The 17,362-nt window shown below is 68.8% G+C and carries 15 protein-coding genes and 1 pseudogene; 1 reads left to right on the top strand and 15 read right to left on the bottom strand.

Going from position 1 to position 17,362, the window contains the following annotated elements; genetic code table 11:
• Nucleotides 1-37 precede the first annotated feature (37 nt).
• From OHT21_RS05650 to OHT21_RS05680, 7 genes are all read right to left on the bottom strand, one after another.
• Nucleotides 38-646, bottom strand: coding sequence for a TetR/AcrR family transcriptional regulator (locus OHT21_RS05650; RefSeq protein WP_328767127.1), 609 nt, complete (start codon nt 644-646; stop codon nt 38-40).
• 109 nt (nt 647-755) lie between these two features.
• Nucleotides 756-1,880 (bottom strand): branched-chain amino acid ABC transporter permease, encoded by a 1,125-nt coding sequence (locus tag OHT21_RS05655; RefSeq protein WP_328767128.1) that lies wholly within the window; start codon nt 1,878-1,880, stop codon nt 756-758.
• Nucleotides 1,881-1,998: 118 nt separating this feature from the next.
• Nucleotides 1,999-2,859: a branched-chain amino acid ABC transporter permease gene (locus OHT21_RS05660; RefSeq protein ID WP_328767130.1), complete on the bottom strand. Its 861-nt coding sequence runs from the start codon at nt 2,857-2,859 to the stop codon at nt 1,999-2,001.
• A complete protein-coding gene (locus OHT21_RS05665; RefSeq protein ID WP_328767131.1) occupies nt 2,856-3,773 on the bottom strand; it encodes an ABC transporter ATP-binding protein in 918 nt (305 codons plus the stop codon). Before OHT21_RS05665 ends, OHT21_RS05660 begins: the two co-directional genes overlap by 4 nt.
• Entirely contained in the window at nt 3,770-4,543 is a 774-nt protein-coding gene (locus tag OHT21_RS05670) for an ABC transporter ATP-binding protein (protein WP_328767132.1), read from the bottom strand. The genes OHT21_RS05665 and OHT21_RS05670 overlap by 4 nt, the downstream gene beginning before the upstream one ends.
• A 244-nt stretch (nt 4,544-4,787) precedes the next feature.
• The gene (locus OHT21_RS05675; protein WP_328767133.1) at nt 4,788-5,981 is read right to left on the bottom strand and encodes an ABC transporter substrate-binding protein; all 1,194 of its coding nucleotides are present in this window, start codon (nt 5,979-5,981) and stop codon (nt 4,788-4,790) included.
• Nucleotides 5,982-6,358: 377 nt separating this feature from the next.
• Nucleotides 6,359-6,994 carry a TetR/AcrR family transcriptional regulator gene (locus OHT21_RS05680; protein ID WP_328767134.1) on the bottom strand — a complete coding sequence of 212 codons (636 nt, stop codon included), beginning with the start codon at nt 6,992-6,994 and terminating at the stop codon, nt 6,359-6,361.
• 138 nt (nt 6,995-7,132) lie between these two features.
• Between OHT21_RS05680 and OHT21_RS05685 the strand changes: the two genes are divergently transcribed.
• The gene (locus OHT21_RS05685; protein ID WP_328767135.1) at nt 7,133-8,080 is read left to right on the top strand and encodes an MBL fold metallo-hydrolase; all 948 of its coding nucleotides are present in this window, start codon (nt 7,133-7,135) and stop codon (nt 8,078-8,080) included.
• Between the two features lie 125 nt (nt 8,081-8,205).
• Here the strand turns inward: OHT21_RS05685 and OHT21_RS05690 are convergent, their stop codons facing one another.
• The 8 genes and pseudogenes from OHT21_RS05690 to OHT21_RS05725 form a co-directional block, all read right to left on the bottom strand.
• The gene (locus OHT21_RS05690; protein WP_328773969.1) at nt 8,206-8,679 is read right to left on the bottom strand and encodes a winged helix-turn-helix transcriptional regulator; all 474 of its coding nucleotides are present in this window, start codon (nt 8,677-8,679) and stop codon (nt 8,206-8,208) included.
• Between the two features lie 217 nt (nt 8,680-8,896).
• Nucleotides 8,897-9,763 (bottom strand): alpha/beta fold hydrolase, encoded by an 867-nt coding sequence (locus OHT21_RS05695; protein WP_328767137.1) that lies wholly within the window; start codon nt 9,761-9,763, stop codon nt 8,897-8,899.
• A 249-nt stretch (nt 9,764-10,012) separates the two neighbouring features.
• Complete coding sequence (locus tag OHT21_RS05700) at nt 10,013-11,113, bottom strand: hypothetical protein (RefSeq protein WP_328767138.1); 1,101 nt, start codon at nt 11,111-11,113, stop codon at nt 10,013-10,015.
• Between the two features lie 162 nt (nt 11,114-11,275).
• Nucleotides 11,276-12,091 carry an oxidoreductase gene (locus OHT21_RS05705; RefSeq protein WP_328767139.1) on the bottom strand — a complete coding sequence of 272 codons (816 nt, stop codon included), beginning with the start codon at nt 12,089-12,091 and terminating at the stop codon, nt 11,276-11,278.
• Between the two features lie 214 nt (nt 12,092-12,305).
• On the bottom strand, nt 12,306-13,112 hold the full coding sequence (locus tag OHT21_RS05710; RefSeq protein ID WP_328767140.1) for a strictosidine synthase: 807 nt from the start codon (nt 13,110-13,112) through the stop codon (nt 12,306-12,308).
• Nucleotides 13,113-13,123: 11 nt separating this feature from the next.
• Nucleotides 13,124-13,552, bottom strand: a complete 429-nt coding sequence (locus OHT21_RS05715) for an ester cyclase (RefSeq protein ID WP_328767141.1) — start codon at nt 13,550-13,552, stop codon at nt 13,124-13,126.
• Between the two features lie 467 nt (nt 13,553-14,019).
• A pseudogene (locus OHT21_RS05720) lies at nt 14,020-14,424 on the bottom strand (zinc-binding dehydrogenase); the annotation flags it as partial.
• Between the two features lie 119 nt (nt 14,425-14,543).
• Nucleotides 14,544-17,321, bottom strand: coding sequence for an ATP-binding protein (locus OHT21_RS05725; RefSeq protein WP_328767142.1), 2,778 nt, complete (start codon nt 17,319-17,321; stop codon nt 14,544-14,546).
• Nucleotides 17,322-17,362: the final 41 nt, after the last annotated feature.

Raw genomic sequence — 17,362 nt, forward strand, 5'->3', positions numbered from 1 at the left:
GGCAGGCGCCGGCCGCATCGGATTCGCCGGGCGACGACTACGACACCCTGTCGGCTACCACCTTCTCGCCGACGAGGGTCATGAGGTGCTCGGCGGTCAGCCGGAGGACCTCGCGACTGTGCTCGCTGTTGCGATCGACCAGCCAGCTCAAGGTGATGCCTTCCAGCACCGCGTTGAGGTAGCGGGCCAAAACCGGGACGGCAACGACCCATTCGATGTCCGCGGTTTCGGCGGCTTCCGTCAGGAGCTCTGTATGGGCTTCCAGGTAATGCTGGTACTGCCGACGAGCCAGATCCTCGAATCCGGCTTGGCGCAGGGCGTAGTGAGTGAGCTCGTAGCTCACCTGGTGCTGTCCGGGGCTGCGCTCAACACCTTCCCAGAAGGCGTTCAGACTCTTGGTGATACGGGACCCCAGGTCGCCGTCGCCTTCAAAGGTCTTCCGCGCCGCGGCTACCGAACTGCCCGTAAAACGAGTCAGAACCTCTTGAAGCAGCTCCTCGCGTGAGCTGAAGCAGTAGTGGAAGACGCCCAGCGGCATTTTCGCCTCATTGACGATCGCACGCGTCGTCGCCTTGGCGACTCCCTCCCGGACCATGACCCGGAACGCTGCAGCGAGCAGCTCTTCCCGTCGGTCCTTTGCTGCCATACGCGGCATCTGGCCCGCTTTCTGCTTCAAGAGTGAAATGCGCGTCCTCCATGATATCGCAGCGTCTTGGACGATCGACCAACAAGGTGCGGTCGCGCGGTAGATCGAATCAGGCCCGCTCGACGGTCCCAGTTCCCGCACGTACGTGTCCCGCGATACGGCGCTGCCACGCGTCGCGCAATGCGGGGACGATGCCGCGCGGCAGGAACAGTACGACGAGGATGAGAAGGGCCGCGTACACGGCGTAGTTGAGGATGCTGGGGGCACTGGCGGGCATGCCCGGCCTGGAGCCCAGGTCGTTGAGGAACTGCACGATCAGGGTGATCGCGGTGGCGCCCAGGAGTGCGCCCCAGATGGTGCCGAGCCCGCCGACGACGGCCATCACCAGGAACTGGATGGACAGCAGGACCGGGAAGGACCCCGGATTGATGTAGCCGATGAAGAAGGCGTAGATCCCTCCGGCGAGTCCGGCGAACGCGGCGGCCAGGGTGAACACGGCGAGTTTGTAGCGGGCCACCGGCACTCCGCTGGCGCTCGCCGCCGTCTCGCTGGTGGCCAGCGCGCGCAGTCCGCGGCCGGCCCGTGAGGTGACGACGTTACGGGCGACCAGGACGGTGACGGCCACGGCAGCCCAGGCCAGGTAGGCGTAGTGGATGTCCTCGCCGAGTTCCGTACCTCCGGCGGAGAGTCGCGGGATGCCCTGCAGACCGACCGAGCCACCGGCCCAGTCCGCCTCGCCGAGCAAGGAGATGAGGATGAGCTGCAGGGCGATGGTGGCGAAGGCCAGGTGATGCCCTCGCAGCCGCAGCAGCGGTCCGCCGATGGCGGCGGCGAACAGGGCGGCGATCAGTGGTGCCGCGGCCAGCGCCAGCAATGGTGGCGTGCCGTGGACGCCCAGCAGGCCGGCCGTGTAGGCGCCGATGGCGTAGAACGACGCCTGGCCGATGGAGACCTGGCCCGCGTAGCCCATGAGCAGGCTCAGCCCGACGGTGACCATGGCGGACAGGGCGAGCAGGATGTACACCGACAGTTGACTGGCGGTCAGCATCGGAGGCAGGGCGAGGGTCACGGCCCCGGCCGCGCCGGCCGCGACGAGGCCAGCCCGCCTTCCCCGGCCGGCGAAACGGGCGCCGAAGGGCCCTCCGGCGTCCGACGAGTCGGTGTCCTCCGTGCCGCCCGCGCCGCCGGGAGGCTGGGAGACGGCCCGTTCACGGCCGGAGGTGACGGCGCTCATATCGTGCTGCCTTTCTGGTGCGGCGGATACGGATCGGGCACGGAACGGGTGCGCCGTGCGTACGTACGCCCGGTGTACGCGGAGGGCAGCGGGCGTCCCGCAGAGGACTGATGAGGCGTCATCCGGCCTCCGCCACGACGCTGTGGGTGCGGGCCGCCTGCCCGATCATCAGCGCCAGGACCAGACCCAGCGCCACCACGGTCTGGTACGTGGCGCTTCCATAGCCCGCGACCATCGCTTCGGCCACTCCGAGGAACAGCGCACCGGCCAGCGTGCGGCCGATGTGATGCATGGACCCGACGACCGCCGCCGCGAAACCGTTGATGATCAGCGCCACGTCGGAGTCGAAGGCCATCGAGTTCATAGGCGCCAGCAGAACGCCGGCCAGACCGCCGAGAGCGCCGCCGACGGCGAAGGCGATCAGCCCCATGCGGGTGACGGAGATCCCGACGACGCGGGCCGCGTACGGGTTGGAGGAGCAGGCGGAGAGGGCCTTGCCGGCGTCGGTACGGCCGAACAGCGCGGCCAGCGCGGCGAATACGGCCGCGGTGACGCCGATGATGAGCAGGTAGTGGGTCTGGATACGAGCGCCGAACACGGTCACAGCGCCGGAGAGCCCCTCGGAGGACCGGCCCTGGTCCCCCCAGAGCATGACCTCCACGGCGTACGCCAGAATGCCAAGGCCCAGGGTGACCATCAGCGCGGCCTGCGGCGAGGTGCCCCGCCGCCCGATGGCGATCATGCCGCAGAGCAGTCCCACGACGGCGGCGACGGCGACCCCGAGCACTTCGGCGAGCCCGTGCGGGAGGCCGGTGTCGAGGAGCGAGATGGCGGTCAGCGCCCCGACGACGGCGAAGGTGCCCTGAGCGAAGTTGACCACACGCGTCACCCGGTGGATGAGCACCAGGCCGCTGCCGATCAGCGCGATGCCGCAGCCGGTGCCCAGTCCGGTGATGAGGTAGACGAGGAAGTCGCTCATTTCGCCTCCCGTGTCGCGGCCTGCGCGGCCTGGACGGCGGTGTCCTGGTTGCCCCGGGCGGTCTTGGCCTTGCCGGGCGTGAGTGCGGGGTCGGCCGTGGCCCGGTCGTCCGGACCTGGGGCGTCCGGGCCGGGGCCATCCGCGCGTGGGGCGTACGGGCCCGGGTCGTCCTGAGCGTCCGGAGGGCTCGGGAGTGCCTGGGCCTCGCCGAGGTAGGCCCGGGCGATGTCGGGGCTGGCGGCCAGGTCGGCGCTGTCGCCCTCGGCGGCGATGCGTCCCGCTTCCAGGACGTAGGCGCGGCTGCACAGGTCCAGGGCGAGCCGCGCGTTCTGCTCGATGAGCACAACGGCCGTGCCCTGCTCCCGGTTGAGCTCGGTCAGGTGCTCGGCGAGGTCCGCGACGATGAGGGGCGCGAGGCCGAGAGACAGCTCGTCGATCACGAGGACCTCCGGCCGACTCATCAGGGCGCGTCCGACGGCGACCATCTGCTGCTGGCCTCCCGACAGCCCGCCCGCCTTCCGGTCGCGTACCCGCACCAGGTCCGGGAGGAGTTCGTACACCCATGAGGTGTCACGCTGCTTGCGACGGCTCTTGCCGCGGCCGGGCAGCTGCCAGGCGCCCAGGCGCAGATTGTCGTCGACGGTGAGGTCGCCGAACATCTGCCGCCCCTCGGGTACTTGGGCGATCCTGGCCCGTACCTCCACGCTGCCGGAGGCCGGTGTCAGGATCCCGGTCAGGGTGTTGACCAGGGTGGACTTGCCGGCTCCGTTGGGCCCGACGAGGGCGACCATCTCACCGGGCGCGACCCGCAGCGAGACGTTGTCGAGGGCGGTCGCCGCGCCGTAGCGGACCACCAGGTCGCGTACCTCGACGGCATCGACGACATCACTCCGGGGCGGTTGCGAGGCGCTCATGCAGCCGCCTCCGTGCCCAGATACGCGGTGACGACCCGCGGATCGGTACGTATCTCGTCCGGCGTGCCCTCGGCGATGACCCTGCCCAGGTCCAGGACGGTGACACGGTCGGCGAGGCGGCCGACGAGGGCGACGTCGTGTTCGACGAGCATGATGGTGAGTCCGTCCGCACGCAGTTGCTCGATGAGCTCGGCGAGCCGGTCCCGTTCCCCGGCCCGCAGGCCGGAGGCGGGTTCGTCGAGGAGCAGCAGGGTGGGTTCCCCGCACAGGGCGCGGGCGACCTGGAGCGCGCGCTGCTGCCCGAGCGGCAGCAGCTCCGCGGGGCGGTCCGCCCAGTCCTCGAGCCCGACCCGCCGTACCGCCTCGCGTGCCCGCTCGGCGATCAGGCGTTCCTCCCGGCGGTGGCGCGGCAGCCTGAGTGCGGCTGCCGCGAATCCGGCGCCGGTGGTGGCGTGGGCGCCGACCATCGCGTTCTCCAGCACGCTCATCCCGTGGAAGGTGCGGGCGCCCTGGAAGACGATGGCGATCCCGAGGCGGGCTCTGTGGTGGGGCGGCAGTCGGTCGATGCGTCGTCCGTCGAGTCGGATCTCGCCCCGCTCGGCGGGCAGTTGACCGCTGACCAGGTTGAACAGGGTCGACTTGCCCGCCCCGTTGGGGCCGATGATTCCGACGGTGCTCGTACGTTCTACCGTCAGGTCGACGCCGTCCACGGCGTACACCCCGCCGAACGACCGTGACAGGCCGCTCACCCGGAGCAGGGGCTCGGTCACCTGATTCCTCCGAGGATGCCCCGGACCGCCCACGCGGTCGGGTAAGTTGCCTGCCGTGCGTTGCGAGAACCAAGCGCGTACGCCGTGCTGATCGAGAGCCAAGACAGCACATGCACCTCCAAGCTTTGCGATACGAACCCGGGCTGGTTCCAACCCGGCTGGTGTTGATCGTGGAAGACCTGTCGGGTCGCTGACCCGCAGGCAGCGTGAGCCAGGAATCCCCCTGCTTCAGCTGGGGGAGGATTCAATTGGCCACCTTCTCCAACTCGCTCTTGGACCAGACGGTCGGCACGAACTTGCCGTCGGTGACGGCGTTGACCGAGATGTAGTCGGGTGACAGGCCCGAGTGGTCCTTCGCGCTGTAGCGGTAGGTGCCGTTCGGGGTGGCGAGCGTCAGCTCCTCCATCGCCTGCCGGATCTTCTCGTGGTCGGTGCTCTTCGCCTTCTCGATGGCGGCGGCCAGCAGCTGGACCCCGGTGTATCCGTCCTGCGCGAACTGCGGCGGCGGGTAGTTGTACTTCTGCGTAAACGGCTTGTTGACGGCCTCGATGGCCTTCTTCTGCGCTCCGTCGGGCAGCGTGTCGCCGACCAGGCCGATGGAACCGGCGACGATGGCGCCCTCGGCGGCCTTGCCGGCCGGGTCGAGCCACAACTTGCTGGCCTGGGAGCCGGTGAAGGAGATCGGGACGTCCAGTCCCGAGGCGGCGTACTGCTTGGTGAGGACGACGGACGCGGGGCCGGTCACCCATACCGCGAGCGCCTGGGCGTCGGTGCCCTTGACGTGCGTGAAGACGGCGCTGAAGTCGGACGCGGTGCTCTGGATCTCCTCGGTGGCGACGACCTTGATGCCGTACTCCCCGGCCTTCGCCTTCATCGCCTTGTAGCCGGCGGTCGGATACGCGGTCTTGGTGTCGTAGGCCACGGCCAGCTTGGTGACGCCCTCCGACTTGTAGTACTGCAACAGCCGCTCGGCGTAGTCGGAGGCCAGGGCCGGGACGACGAAGACGTACGGATGGACGGGCGCCACCTGCTCGTCGGCCGGACTCAGGGAGATGTACGGGATCTCCGCCCGGTCCACCGCGGGCAGCGTGGCCAGCGCCGACCCCGCGGACGGTGAGCCGAGGACCGCGGTCACGCCCTGGTCCTTGAACGCGTTGAAGGCCAGTACGGACTGGTCGGGCAGGCTCTTGTCGTCCTTGACCGTCAGCTCCAGCTTCCGTCCGAGGACCCCGCCGTCCTTGTTGATCTGCTCGACCGCCAGCTCCGCGGCCTTGCGGCCCTCGGTACCGAGGGTCTGGAGCTGACCGGTGAGCGAGGTGATCATGCCGATCTCGATCGGGCCGTCATCGGCGGAGGACGCGGACGAACCGCCTCCACACGCTGTGACGGTGAGCGCCAGACCGATGGTGAGAGCGGCAATGGGCGTACGAGGGCGCACGGGAACCTCCCGGATACGGAGCGGGAACGGCATGGGGGAAGAGGCACACGCACCCGGAGGAGACGCGGCGCGCACGAAAACGATGCAAGAAGAGTCGCTTTGCGGGCCTTTGCGGCTTGCGGCCCGATCGACGGGTTGAACATAAGCCGCGACCACATGACCGTCAACACTTCAAGCAAAAATTCCTGGACTCAAGTCCAATTCTGCTCTCAAGTCCGCCGATCACCAGGATGAGGTGGAGGCGCCGCACGGCCGACGGCGAACCGGGCGGGGCCACCGCCCGTCATGAGCGGGATACCGACGGACGCACCGCCTGCGGGAGCTGCAGCCATGACGCCCCTGCGGCGCTCCCCCGCCCCTCCGCTCCTCTGCGCAGGTCACGGATGCGCGAGGATGCCCAGCAGGATGATGTCGAGCGCCCCATCGAGGCGGCCGGGCAGGTCGAACGGCGCCGGCTCCTCGCGGATCCAGCGCAGGACCGAGGAGAAATAGCAGGACGCGAGCAGAGCGCCGGCCTGCTCAGGGTCGACCTGCGACCGGATCTCTCCGCGCTGCCGCCCCTCCTCGACGATCTTCGCGAGTTCGGTTTCCAGAGAGGGGTCCTGAAGCAGGCGGCCGAAGCGCGCGGAGGCATCCATCAGGACAGTGGTCTCCGCACGGGAGGTGACGTTGAGGTCGGCCATCTCCCCCAGGTAGCGGCGCAGCCGGTCGCCGACCGGCAGGTCCTCGGCATGCTCCTGGCCGAGGATGGCGGCGACTCGAGCTCGGCGGCGGACGCCCCACTCCTCCAGGAAGCCGACCTTCTGTGAGAAGTGGTTGAAGACGGTGGCCCGGGCGACGTCGGCGGACTCGGCGATCTGCTCCATGGTCGTCGCCTCGTAGCCCTGGGCGACGAACAGCCCCACCGCGGCGCTGTACAGCTGGTCACGCACCTGCTGCCGCTTCCGCTCGCGGCGCCCGAGGGGCGGGGCGTCCTGTGCGGGCGCGTCGCCTCCCGCCTCAGAGATCGTCATGGGCCCAGTACAGCACAGGCATACACGGGTCTTGACCCTCCCCGAGCCACCTCTTTAGATTACGCCCCATGAATGGACTCAAGTCCATCGATAGATCTAAGTCTCGAATTTGCTGCTTCGGGACGTGGAGGAGGCAGCGTGGCTCCCGTACTTTCCCCAGCCGACCGGATCGACCTCGACCATGGCTGTCATGCGTGGGTACCGGGTGCGGCCGGATGGGGTATGAGCAACGCCGGGCTGGTCACCGGCCGGGGCGAGTCCCTGCTCGTCGACACCCTTTACGACCTGCGCCTCACCCGGGCCATGCTCGACGGGCTGGCGCCGGTGACCGACGCCGCGCCCGTCTCGACCGTGGTCAACACCCATGGCAACGGCGACCACTGGTTCGGCAACCAGCTCGTGGCCCACGCCGAGATCATCGCGGCCCGTGGCTCGCTGACCGACATGCGGCAGGTGGGCCCGGCCGAGATGCGGGCACTGACCGGCGCGGACACGGACGCGGGACGGTTTGCCCGCCGGATCTTCGGCCGCTTCGACTACTCCGGCATCCAACCCCTGCTTCCGCACCGGGTGTTCGACGGCGAGACGGTCCTCGACATCGGCGGGACGGAGGTCCATCTGATCGACGTGGGCCCCGCACACAGCGCCGGGGACACGATCGTCCACGTACCGCGTGCGCGGACCGTCTACACCGGAGACATCGTCTTCGCCGGTTCCACGCCGGTCATATGGCACGGCCCGTTCGCCAACTGGCTCACCGCCTGCGACCTGCTCCTCAGCCTCGACGTGGACACCATCGTGCCCGGCCACGGCCCGGTCACCACAAAGGAGGCAGTCCGCACCGTCCACGACTACCTGTCGTACGTCCACGAACAGGCCACCGCCCGCTTCAGCGCCGGGATGCCCGCCGAGGCGGCCGCACGTGACATCAACCTCGGAGGTTTCGCCGACCTCGACGAGAGCGAACGCCTAGCCGTCAACGTGCACACCGTCTACCGCGAGCTCGACGCCTCGCTGCCCCCGCTCGACGGCCCCCAACTCTTCGGCCGCATGGCCGACTTCGCCTGCCCCTGCCCCGGGCTCTGAGCTACGTCAGGCGCCGCTGGTGCTCCATGTCCCGCGGCGGAAACCGCACCAAGGTCCGCCTCCCATCAGGCACGTACACGACAGAGCGGCCGGATTACGGAAAGCTGACGGAAGGAGTCCTCAGCTCACTCGGGCGACCTCATACGAAAGGCGGGGCCGGGGACGCTCTCGATGTCCTTCGCTTGCACCGGGTGGCCTTGCTCGCAGCGAATCTCGACGCCGACGTGCGCGCCGCACTCACGGTGTCGCGCCAGTACGGCCGGCCCCTCCGGGTCGGCGCGGTAACGGTCACCCCACTGCAGCAGCCCCATCACGGCCGGCACCAGATCGATTCCCTTAGCGGTGATCACATACTTCGGCCGACTCCGCGAACCGGGCTCCTTGTACGTCTCGGTCGCCAGGATCCCTTCCTCCACCAGCATCTTGAGCCGCGTCGCGAGGAGGTTGCGAGGACAGCCGAGGACCCGTTCGATGTCGCTGAACCGGTGCGAGCCGTACCAGATCTCGCGCAGGATCAGGATCGTCCACTTCTCACCCACGATCTCAAGAGTCCGCGCGATCGAGCAGTTGGACGTGTCCCGGTCGAGTCGGGGGTCCATGCCGGTGTCTTCGAGAATTTCGGTCCACGCATCCATGGGAGCGATGGTAACCGTTTGAGTTTACTTTGAGATACTCAGCCTTCGGTGCCACGATCGGCCACTCGACCTGGCCGCACACGAGAAGCATTGAGCCGAGCGTTGACGGGTGCCGACCACCCTGGCCGGAGAAGCCTTCAACACCACCCCCTGCGCACGCGCCGCCCGTCCCCGAAACCCACTACCGCTCAAGGAAGTTGAGGGCTTCCGTCACGAACTGCTCGTGGAACTGGAAAATGCCTCCGTGGCCGGCGTCGGGGTAGACGACCACGTCGGCGTTCGGCAGTCGCCGGGCCAGTTCGAACGAGTTCTTCGTCGGCACCATCCGGTCGCTCTCGCCGTTGGCGACGAGCACGGGCTGATGGATGACCGAGAGGTCCTGGGGCTGCGCGAGCCCCCAGCGGTGGATGGCCTTGAGCTGGGCGAAGTACGACGTGAGGGAGATCGCCTTGTCCCGGTCGCGGGTGCGCTCCTTGAGGCGGGCCAGGAACTGCTTTCCGGCTCGGCGCCCGTTCGCAGTGCGGGTGAAGAAGAGGAACTGCTTCGGGTCCTGGAGGGTGAACAGGCCCCGGACGGTGTCGAGATGGGACAGTCGAGTCACGTTCTTGATGCCCTCACCGCCCGCGGGGCCGGTGCCCGTGAGGATCAGCTTGCGGACAAGCCGCGGTTCGGTCTGCGCGATCACCTGGGCGATCATGCCGCCCATCGAGAAGCCGTGAATGTCGACATGGTCGAGGCCGAGTCCGCGGATGAAGGTGACGGCATCCTTCGCCATCTCCTCGATGGCCTTCGGCGTCGAGCCGCTGGAGGCGCCGACACCCCTGTTGTCGAAGGTGATGACGCGATGCCTGGCGGCGATGCCGTCGACGACCCGGGGGTCCCAGTTGTCGAGGACCGCGGCAAGGTGATTGATGAAGACCACCGGGACGCCAGTCCGGGGACCGAGGTCGCGGTAGGCGAAGGTCACTCCCCCGGCGGTGAGGGTGCGGGTCGGTGCGTTCTTGTACGACCTCACCGCGTCGCCTCGTACTCCCTGTGCGTCATTCATGGCCGTGCCCTTCTACATGGGGGTTTCTGGACTGCGACTGCAGTCAGTTCGGTCGACGGCAGAAGGCCCGCAGGAGTGAGAACCCTGCTCGGTTGAGTTGTTCAGCATCACGTCGACTATTGAAGTATGACCGTAATTCTATGTGCCCGCAAGAGATGCGCCGCACTCGATGACAGCGAGGCCGCGACAACGAATCGATTCCGCCGGCAGTCAGCCCGGGCGTGCGCCCCGGCTGCCGTCCTGGGCGAGTCAGTGTGCCGCGTGGGCAAGGAGAGCAGCGAAGTTGATCCTCCCGGTCTGCAGTTTCGCGTCGTGGGGCTCGGGAACTCCGCCGTCGGTGATGTACAGCCGGTCGCCGCGGACCGCGGTCGCGGAAGGCGAGGCGAGACCGTCCGCGCTGGTCAGGACGGGCTTGTAGGTGCCGTTCGGGTAGACCACCACGACCCTGTCCGGACCGTTCTGCGAGGAGGAGCCGTTCTGCGCCGCGAACACCACATCGGAGCGGGGGGTCAGGAAGCTGAAATCGTCGATGTTGGGCAGGCCGCCCGTGACAAGGCGGATGGGACCGGCCGCGCCGGTGCCGCTGACCGGTACCCGCAGCAGTGTTCCCTTGTTGAAGTTGCTGACCCACAGAGCGCCGTTGTGGAATCTGAGCCCGTTGGCACCGATCGGCAGGGCTTCGGTCGGCACCGGCGCGAGAGCGGCGTCGGTCAGCCACGGGGTCACCGATCCGCCCGAGACCGGAACGGACCAGATGATGCCCTTCAGGCTGTCCGCGATGTAGAGGGTGCGTCCGGCCGCATCGATGGCCAGCCCGTTGGGGCCCGAGTCGGCGGGCAGAGCGGCGATGCGCTGAGGGCCGCCGCCCGGACCAAGCACGTACACGCCGTTCCTGGCCGCGTTGCCCGGGGCCCACACGCTGTAGTAGACGGTGCCGTCGATGCCACGGGCGTTGCCGCTGATCGCCTCACCCACCTGCCCGGTGACGAGCACCGTGCGCTCTCCCGAGGCGGAGATACGCATCAGCTGCGGCCCATGGGTGCGCTCGCACACCGCGCAACTGCCGAGCATGGACAGGGTCACCGAGCCGTCGGGGTTGGCGGTGATGTTCTCGGGGATCTCGCCGGCGGCGTAGTCGAACGTCGCCGCGGTGCGTACGTCGGTGACAACGGATCCGCGATACGAGGGTCCCGAGTGTCCCGAGTGTCCCGTCCCTGCGGACGCGGACGGCGCCGACCCCAGGACGGCCGCCGTCGCGGTGACCGCCAGCACGACGGCGGCGTTCTTCTCCAGAAAACGCCGTGCGCCCGATGGACTGCGCTGGGCCGTTTGCTGGCGCTGCTGCTGCATGACTCTCCTCGGCAAATCAACGAGTGACTGATCAACGAACTTTCGGCGACATCAGACATGTCGGAGACACCAGCAATGCCGGACACAGCGGAGACATCAGCGATGTCGGGCACAGCGGAGACATACGGGCGGAGCCGGCGCCCTCGAAGCCGGACCGGGAGGTCAGCCGGGCAGGCGGTTGGTCTTGCGGATCTGCTTGTCGAACGTTCCGGCGGGGACGAGGCGGCGCGCCGCGCTGACGCGCGAGGCCAGCGGGCCGGCGGTGTAACGCAGCTTCGGCTTCTTGTCGGTGGCCGCGCTGACGATCACTTTGGCGACGACGGCGGGGTCGTCGCCGTCCTTCATCGCCTGCGCGATCATCTCGTCGAAGTCGCGCCGTCGCTCCGCGTACAGGGGCAGCGGGGTGTCGGGCTGTGCGGCGTTCGTGTCGAAGCTGGTCTTGGTGTAGGCGGGCTGGACGAGGAGGACCCGGATGCCGTGCTCGCGGACCTCGTGGTCCAGGGACTCGGAGTAGCCCTCGATGGCGTGCTTCGACGCGACATAGAGAGCCATGAAGGGCTGAGGGGCGACTCCGAGGACGGACGAGATGTTGATGACGCGTCCACTGCCCTGGGCGCGCATGTGCGGCAGAACGGCCTTCGTCATTCGGATGACACCGAGAACGTTGATGTTGAGGACGCTCTGGGCCTGGGCGACGGAGTTCTCCTCGACGGCGCCCGCCGAGCCGATACCGGCGTTGTTGACCAGGACGTCGATGCGCCCGAACTTCTCAATCACCTCCGCGACCGCGGCGGTGGCCGAGTCGTCACTGCCCACGTCGAGATCGAGGTACGTCACTCCGGCGGGCGGGGTGAGCCCGGAGGTCCTGCGGCCGGTGCCGATCACCTCGAAACCCGCACCGACGAGGGCGCGGGCCGCCTCCTTGCCAATCCCCGATGAGGCACCTGTCACGAGTGCCACCGGCCGAGTTGTCGCCATCACGAGCTCCCTTGGTTTTGAATTACGTTCGTAAGCCTTACGGTCGTACGACCATATGGTGGTCGTCGGTCGATGGCAAGGGGTCACGTCCGGCGATCGGAGAAAGATCCGGGACTGGTGGCGCAGTCCCGGCTGTCACTGCGCAGCAGTGTCGGCGCCTGGGGCGGATGGATTACCGAGCAGGTCCGGCGGTCGTCCTCCCGGCCGTTGCCGCTCACTGCTGGTAGTGCGGGAGGATCTCGCCTTTCTTGACGTAGGTGAGGGCGGCGGTGACGTCGTAGGCGTGGATCGCGGAGACCAGCGGTGCCAGCTGGTCGGACAGGTCCTGGATCACGTTGCCGGTGAAGAAGGCGTCCCGTGCTGCGGTGTCGGTGAACCCGAGGATGAGGGAGGCGTGGAAGTGCTGGTCGTGGGGGTTGTCGTGGGCGACGTTCGGGGTGTCCCAGAGCTTTTCGATCCAGGGCAGGAACGTCTGGGTGCGCAGTTCCTTCAGCACTCCGGTGCCGGTGAGTGCGGGGACGAGCTGCTTCTTGACGAACTTCCGGAACTCACCTGCGCCGGCCCCGTCTCTGCGGCGCAGGTAGACCAGGACTCGGGCACCGACCTTCTCGCCCGGGCCTGCGACGTCATACCAGCGGGATGAGTTCGGCGGGCCGGCGTAGAGCAGGGTGCGGCGGAACACGTTGATCTCGTCCTGGTAGGCCAGCTTCGTCTGCTTGCGCCCCTGCGCGGGCGCAAGGGCCGATTGAAAGGTGACTTCCGCGACGCCGTCGATCTTCCGGTCGATGGGAATCGAGGTCTCCACTCCGCCGGTCGCCGGCCACCGGCCCGGGTTGTGCTCGGCGAGGTGGATCTGGCGGTACTCCTCCAGGCCCGGGGTGGCGGAGATGATCCCTGAGTGCGGGCCCTTCCAGTAGTCCATGCCGGTCTGACGGGGCTGGTCGGTGCGCACCCACAACAGGATCGAGGACGTGAAGTGCTTCGTCACGTCCGGTTGCGCGGCGGTCGATGGCGTGCTCATGGTGTTGCCTTTCAGGACTGCAACTGGGCGAAGAGCGTCGCCAGGTCGATGAGGCCCCAGTGGTCGGTGAGCTTCCCGTCGGCCACCTTGAACATGCGGACCTCCAGCACCTCGATCGATCGGCCGGTGGCGGGAGTGCCGTTGAAGGACCCGGTGTTCGTGCCGGTGAGGATGAAGCTGATCGCGAACCAGTCGTCCTCGGCGACGACACGGACCGGCGCGGCGGCCATGTCGGGGACCGCTTCGAGGAACGACGTCAGCACCGCGCGGGTCTCCTCGACGCCGGTGGTGGTGCCGTCGGCGGCGTGGGAGCGGAAGTCCGGCGCGTACAGGGCGAACAGGGCGTCGAGGTCACGCAGGTTGACGCGCCTGACGTACTCATCGGCAAGCCGGTGCAAGTCGGCGGTGGACGTTGGGGTCTCGACGTTCGAGGAAGACATGTGTTTCTCCGATGTGGATGGACGGAGCGGCTCCGCCCCGGTGATGGACAGCGGAATCGGGTCGAACAGGTGGGTTGGACGAGCAGGGTCTCCATCTTTGGTGGGGGGACGTTTTCGTGGGTTCGGCCTTCCGACAAGTAGTCGCAGGAGCCGAAACGACCCCCCGCCGGAGAAATTCGACGGACCGTCATGTCCGACGGAGGCCAATGGACGCCAGGGCGTCACGCCCTGGCGGGGCCCTGTCGCTGCCTACATCCCCGACGTTACGGATGAAGAGAGGGAAGCGGATCCGTCACCGTATCCGTCAGGGAGCTGCCCATGCGGTCGAGCTGTCTGCGTCGAGGTCCCCGTGGAGTCTCACCCGACCCCAACGCCCACGTATGGACTCGGTCTGCCTTCACGTTCGGTCGGCCCACAACGCGCCCTTCAGCGCACGTGCCTGCCCGTATCTGCTTCTTCACCGTCCCCTCCACCGTCAGCACGATCTTGCCGGTGGTGCGGCCGGTCTCACCGAGGATGTGGGCCTTGGCGGCCTCGGCCAGCGGGAAGGTGGCCTCGATGTGGGCGCGCAGGGCGCCGGTTTCGACGAGGTCGGCGATGGCTTGCATGCCGGCGCGGTCGGCCTCGACGAGGAGGGACTCGAAGCGGATGCCCCGCTCGGCGATGTCGGCCAGTTCGTCGGGGCCCACGGGTGCTACCGGAAGGATCGAGACGAGTGTGCCGCCCGGGCGCAGCACGGCGAGGGAGCGAGCGCGGGCGGCGGTGTCCAACGAGACCGGGTCGAGGACCACGTCGACGTCCTTGACAGCCTCGGTGAAGTCGACCGTGTGGTAATCGATGGCCTCGTCCGCGCCCAGGGAACGCAGGAAGTCGCCACGCACTGAGCGGCCGACCATCCCGTCCATGTACCCCCGGTTAGGTACGTCCAAGAACACCAGGTCAAGAATCCGGGCATCGGCCAGCCACCCGGGCGACCCCGGGATACCGCCGGTCACCCCATCAATCGCAGCCCGTCCTCGAAGTCGATGCGCGCGAGGTCAGCGCGCGAGACGATGCCGAGCTTGGGGAACACGTTCGCCAGATGATGAGCCACCGTACGAGGACTGATCAGCAGTTGTGCCCCGATCTCCCGGTTGGTAAGTCCCTGCGCGGCCAGGCGTACGACTCTCAACTCCTGCGCCGTGAGGGTCGTTGACGTGTCCCCTGCTCGTGTCCGCGCGGAGTCCCGGCGCGGTTGCTGCCCGGTCAGCTCCTGTTCGGCCCGGGTGCGGGCGAGCAACGGAGCCGCGTCCAGTCGCCGGAAGGTCTCCGCGGCTTCGGCCAGCTGTGTCCGGGCGTCGGTACGACGACGAGTGCGCCGCAGCCACTCGCCGTACAGCAGGCGCGTACGGGCGTGGGCGAAGGGCCGCGACGCGGCTCCGGGGACCTCCAGCGCAAGCCGGAACTGCTTCTCCGCAGCCGCTCCGGACGCCAGCAGGGCATGGACAAGGTGCGTCGCGGAGACCGCCCACGCCGCGTTGGTCCGCTCGGCCCACCGCCGCAGCAGCCGCGCCTGTTCCTCGGCCGTCGCCCGCTGCCCGGCCTGGAGGGCGGCCTCGGCGGTGTCCGGCGCGGCGAGCAGCGCGACAGTGGCGTTCGCCGCGTGGTGTCCGTCCTCGCTCAGCCGGACCAGGCGGTCCAGCGCCTCCTCGGCCCGGCCGGCGAAGAGCGCCGACATGCCGAGGTTCCACTCCGCGCAGGCACTGAAGACGCGCACCCCACGCGGCACCCATACCTCGATGGTCCGGTCGGCGACGTCCCTGACGGTCCGCTCATCGCCTTGCGCGGCTGCCAGCCATCCGAGACCGGTGCGGCACTGCTCCGCCAAGTGGTCGTCGCCGGTCCCCTCGGCCACTTGGAGCCCTTCAAGGGCGTTCGCCTTGGCCGAGGTCCAGGAGCCTTGCGCGATGTCGGGCGCCACCGTCTGGGCCAGCGCCTGGGTCAGGGCGGTGACCTGGTCCGTGTGCCGCAGCGTGTCGATCTCGCGGCGGAGCGCCTCCTGCAGGGCGGACTCGATGCCCCAGGCCACCGCCAGCGGTGCCGGTGGCATCAGGAGCCAGGAACTGCCGCTGAGCCGGGTGAGGATCTCAGCAACGGGGGCCACGGCCTGGTCGCGGTCAGCGGCGGCGCCGCCCCCGTCCTCCGTCCACCATTGGCGCAGCAACGGCAGCAGATCGGCGTTCGGGAAGTCCCCTCGCGGGAGCCGCCGATCAAGCCGTTGGAGCGCCTGGCGCTGCAGTTCACCATGACTGGCCGCCCACGCCGCCCGTAGCGCCATGCTGCCGAGTCTGAACGCCTGCCCGGGATCGGCCACCTGCTCCATGTCCCGGGTCAGCTGACGGCAGGCGGCTTCCGCATTGCCGTGCGCGAACTCGATCAGCCCGCGCAGCCCCTCGCTGAGCTCCGCGACCGTGGCCGCGGAGGAAAGCCTTTCGGCCCGCTCCAGCATGCCGCGCGCCACGTCGACGTGGCCGGCCTCCCAGGCCGCCCTCGCTCCGTGAGCCAGCCGTCTGGCCGCGTCGTCCGTCGAGGGGGACAGCTTCGCCGCACGCCGCAGGGCACGAGCCGCCGTGGCGCAGCCGCCACGCGCCCAGGACCGGTGGGCCGACTCCTCCAGCAGCCGGGCCACCTCCTCGTCGAGCCGGCCCACGGCTTCCAAAGCCGCGGCGAGGTGCCAGGGGCGCAGTTCGTCGGCGTTCTCACCGGTCAGTACGGAGGCGAGCGCGCGATGAACGGCCTGGCGGTTCGCGGGCGGCGCCTCCTCGTAGACCACCGCCGCCATCAGCTGGTGACGGAAACAGATCCGCCCGTCCGAGCGCATGGTGAGCAGGCCCGAGTGCAGCGCTTCGTCCCAGGCGGCCGAGTCGAGGCCGAGCACATCACCGGCCTGGCGCACGGTGTTGCGATCGCTGGGGTCATCGGCGGCGGCGAGCAGGAGCGCGGTGCGAGCGGGCGCGGACAGCCTCTCGATGCGGGCGCGGAAGGCGCGGCGCAGGCGTGGCCCGACGGCGATCTGCTCATCGGCGAGAGGGTGCGTCGAGAGGTCGCCGGCCGCCATGGAAGTAGGCAGTTCGTGGAGTGCGAGGGGATTGCCTGCGGCCGCGCGGATCGTGCGGCGGATCACCGACTCGTCCGCTTGGGGAGCGACGGCACGGGCGAGGAGCCGGGCGTCCTCGTCGCCCAGCTCCCGGACCTCCATGGCCGCCAGTTTCTCCCAGAGGCCGTCGACAGGGTCGTCGTGTCCGGTGAGGAGCATGACCACGGGCTCGTTGCGCAGTCGGCGCGCGACGAAGGCCAGGCACTCTGCGGACGGCTCGTCCAGCCATTGGGCGTCGTCGGCGATGATCAGCACCGGCCGTTCCTTGGCCAGCTCGCCGACGAGCGTCAGTACGGCCACGCCGATCAGGAACCGGTCCGGCACGTCGTTGCTGGTACCGAGCGCCCCGTTCAAGGCGTTGGCCTGCGGCTCCGGGAGCGTGCCGATCCGCTCCGTCACCGGCCACAGCAGTTCGTGCAGCGCGGCGAACGTCAGCCCCGACTCCAGGCGAGTGCCCCCGCATCGCAAGACGGTGAAGTCCGCGGCCGCTGACTCGGCCACGTATTCCAGCAGGGCGGTCTTGCCGATGCCGGGGTCACCCCACAGCACCCGCGTTGCCCCGTCGCCTTGCCGAGCACCGTCAAGGATCCGGTCTAGGGCTGCCTGCTCAGGGCGCCGTCCGTATAGGTCCATTTGCTTGAAACCTTAATGGGCTGCGCTCGCCCAAGCCACTG

Origin of the sequence: Streptomyces sp. NBC_00286 (assembly GCF_036173125.1) — a bacterium.
Taxonomy (GTDB): Bacteria; Actinomycetota; Actinomycetes; order Streptomycetales; family Streptomycetaceae; genus Streptomyces.